Source organism: Burkholderia sp. LMG 13014 (assembly GCF_905232215.1).
Lineage (GTDB): Bacteria > Pseudomonadota > Gammaproteobacteria > Burkholderiales > Burkholderiaceae > Burkholderia.
The window spans coordinates 1-2,304 of the sequence record NZ_CAJNKE010000780.1; the positions used below are offsets into that span (position 1 = coordinate 1).

General features: G+C 68.2%; 4 protein-coding genes. All 4 read left to right on the plus strand.

Annotated elements, in window-relative coordinates; all coding sequences use genetic code 11:
- The first annotated feature begins 262 nt into the window (after positions 1–262).
- On the plus strand, positions 263–616 hold the full coding sequence (locus JYJ84_RS34505; protein WP_034185206.1) for a YciI family protein: 354 nt from the start codon (positions 263–265) through the stop codon (positions 614–616).
- Between the two features lie 125 nt (positions 617–741).
- A complete protein-coding gene (locus tag JYJ84_RS34510; protein ID WP_175221768.1) occupies positions 742–1,161 on the plus strand; it encodes a YciI family protein in 420 nt (139 codons plus the stop codon).
- Positions 1,162–1,203: 42 nt separating this feature from the next.
- On the plus strand, positions 1,204–1,620 hold the full coding sequence (locus JYJ84_RS34515; protein WP_122949114.1) for a VOC family protein: 417 nt from the start codon (positions 1,204–1,206) through the stop codon (positions 1,618–1,620).
- A partial coding sequence (locus JYJ84_RS34520) for an RNA polymerase sigma factor (RefSeq protein WP_275890765.1) occupies positions 1,617–2,304 on the plus strand: 688 nt, incomplete at its 3' end. The genes JYJ84_RS34515 and JYJ84_RS34520, both read left to right, overlap by 4 nt.

Genomic DNA, 2,304 nt, shown 5'->3' on the forward strand with positions numbered 1-2,304 from the left:
AAGAGGGCAGCCAGGGCGATGAACGGTGCAACGGCAAGCGGCGGAAGCAGGCGTGACATGGGGCGGTCCACAGGAAGAAAATCCGAAGGTTCGGGAAGGCATCTTGACGGCAAAATGTCAGGAAGCGGCCGAATTGGCCGTCCGGCCAGTGCCGATTGGCCGACGATGCAAGCCGCCCGGCGGCTGCTACGCTTTTGCATCGGTCGGCGCATCCCGATCGCGCAGCGAACGCTGCCGCGCCCCGTTCCCACAGGAGAAATCCATGTCTTACATGCTGTTGATTGTCGAACCGACCGACCAGCGCGCCGAACGCACGCTCGACGAAGGTCAGGCGCTGTACGCGCGGATGGTCGATTTCGCCGAGACGCTGAAGGCGCGCGGCGTGCTGCGCGGCGTCGAGTCGCTGGAGCGCTCCGAGCGCGGGACGCGCGTGCAGGTGCGCGACGGCGAGACGCGCCTGCTCGACGGCCCGTTCGCGGAGGCGAAGGAGATGGTCGGCGGCTTCTTCCTCGTCGACGTCGACACGCGCGAGGAGGCGATCGAAATCGCGCGCCAGTGCCCGGCCGCGCAGTGGTGCACGGTCGAGGTGCGTGCGGTCGGCCCGTGCTTCCTGTGATTGCCGAGACTCGGTATTTACCCTGGTTTGTCGCGGAATATGTCGATCCGGCCGTCATCCGGCCGTCGTCCGGATAAGGCGCCGATGAACGGGCGCCGCCCTCCACCGATGACAAGGAGTAAACGATGCGATTCATGATCATGATCCGGGCGAACGCCGTCAGCGAGTCCGACGCGTTGCCCGACAACCGGCTGGTCGAGGCCATGACCGTCTATCACGAGGAACTGGCCAGGGCCGGCGTGCTGCTCGACGCGAACGGGCTGCGGCCGAGCGCGAGCGGCTGGCGCGTGCGTTACTCGGGCGGCAAGGGCACGGTGGTCGACGGCCCGTTCGCCGAAACGAAGGAACTGATCGCCGGCTACACGCTGATCCAGGTGCGTTCGCGCGAAGAAGCGCTCGAATGGACGCGCCGGTTTCCCGCGCCGTTCGGCGCCGAGATGGATTGCGAGATCGAGGTGCGGCCGCTGTTCGAGCTTGACGACCTCACGCCGAGCGACGCGGTCGAGCGGTTCCGCGAACTCCACGTCGGCCGCACCGGCGTCTGATTGATTGCCCACCTGAATCCAACTTCACCGGGAGCACCCGACATGCACAAGATGGTCTTCATCAACCTGCCCGTGGCCGACCTGCCGCGTTCGAAGGCGTTCTACCAGGCGCTCGGCTTCGAAGTCGTGCCGGCCTATACCAACGACCAGGCCGCCTGCATCAAGATCAGCGACACGATTTTCGCGATGCTGCTCGTGCGGCCGTTCTTCCAGACGTTTACCGGCAAAACCATCATCGATCCGGCAACGCAGGTGCAGGCCCTGTCGTGCCTGTCGTGCGAAAGCCGCGCCGAGGTCGACGCGATCGTCGCGAAGGCGCTGGCGGCCGGCGGGTCCGCGCCGCAAGCGCCACGCGAGTACCCGAACATGTACGGCCACGGGTTCGACGATCCGGACGGCCACGCATGGGAGCTGATGGCCATGCCGCTGGACGCGTCCGCCGAGGGGCAGGCGTCGTGACGCGTGAGGCGACTCACCGTGCGATCGAAGCGGTCTGGCGGATCGAGGCGCCCAAGATCATCGCGCGCGCCGCGCGCGTGGTGCGCGACGTCGGCGTGGCCGAGGAGCTGGCGCAGGACACGCTCGTCGCGGCGCTCGAGCACTGGCCCGTCGACGGCGTGCCCGACAACCCGGCCGCCTGGCTGATGACGGCCGTGAAGCGTCGCGCACTCGATCGTGTCCGGCAGGAGTCGCTCCATGCGGCCAAGCGCGACCAGCTCGGCCACGAGATGGACGCGCTCGAAGCGCATGTCGTCCCCGACATCGCGGAGGCGCTCGCCGACGCGCGCGACGACGACATCGGCGACGATCTGTTGCGGCTGATCTTCACGTCGTGCCACCCGGTGCTGTCGACCGATGCGCGCGTCGCGCTGACGCTGCGGCTGCTCGGCGGGCTGACGACGGGCGAGATCGCGCGCGCGTTCCTGACGCCCGAGGCGACGATCGCGCAACGGATCGTGCGCGCCAAGCGCACGCTCGCGGCGGCGCACGTGCCGTTCGAGGTGCCGGCCGCCGATGCGCGGCCCGTGCGGCTCGCGTCGGTGCTCGAAGTGATCTATCTCGTGTTCAACGAAGGCCATGCGGCGACCTCGGGCGACGACTGGACACGACCGGCGCTGTGCGACGAGGCGTTGCGGCTCGGCC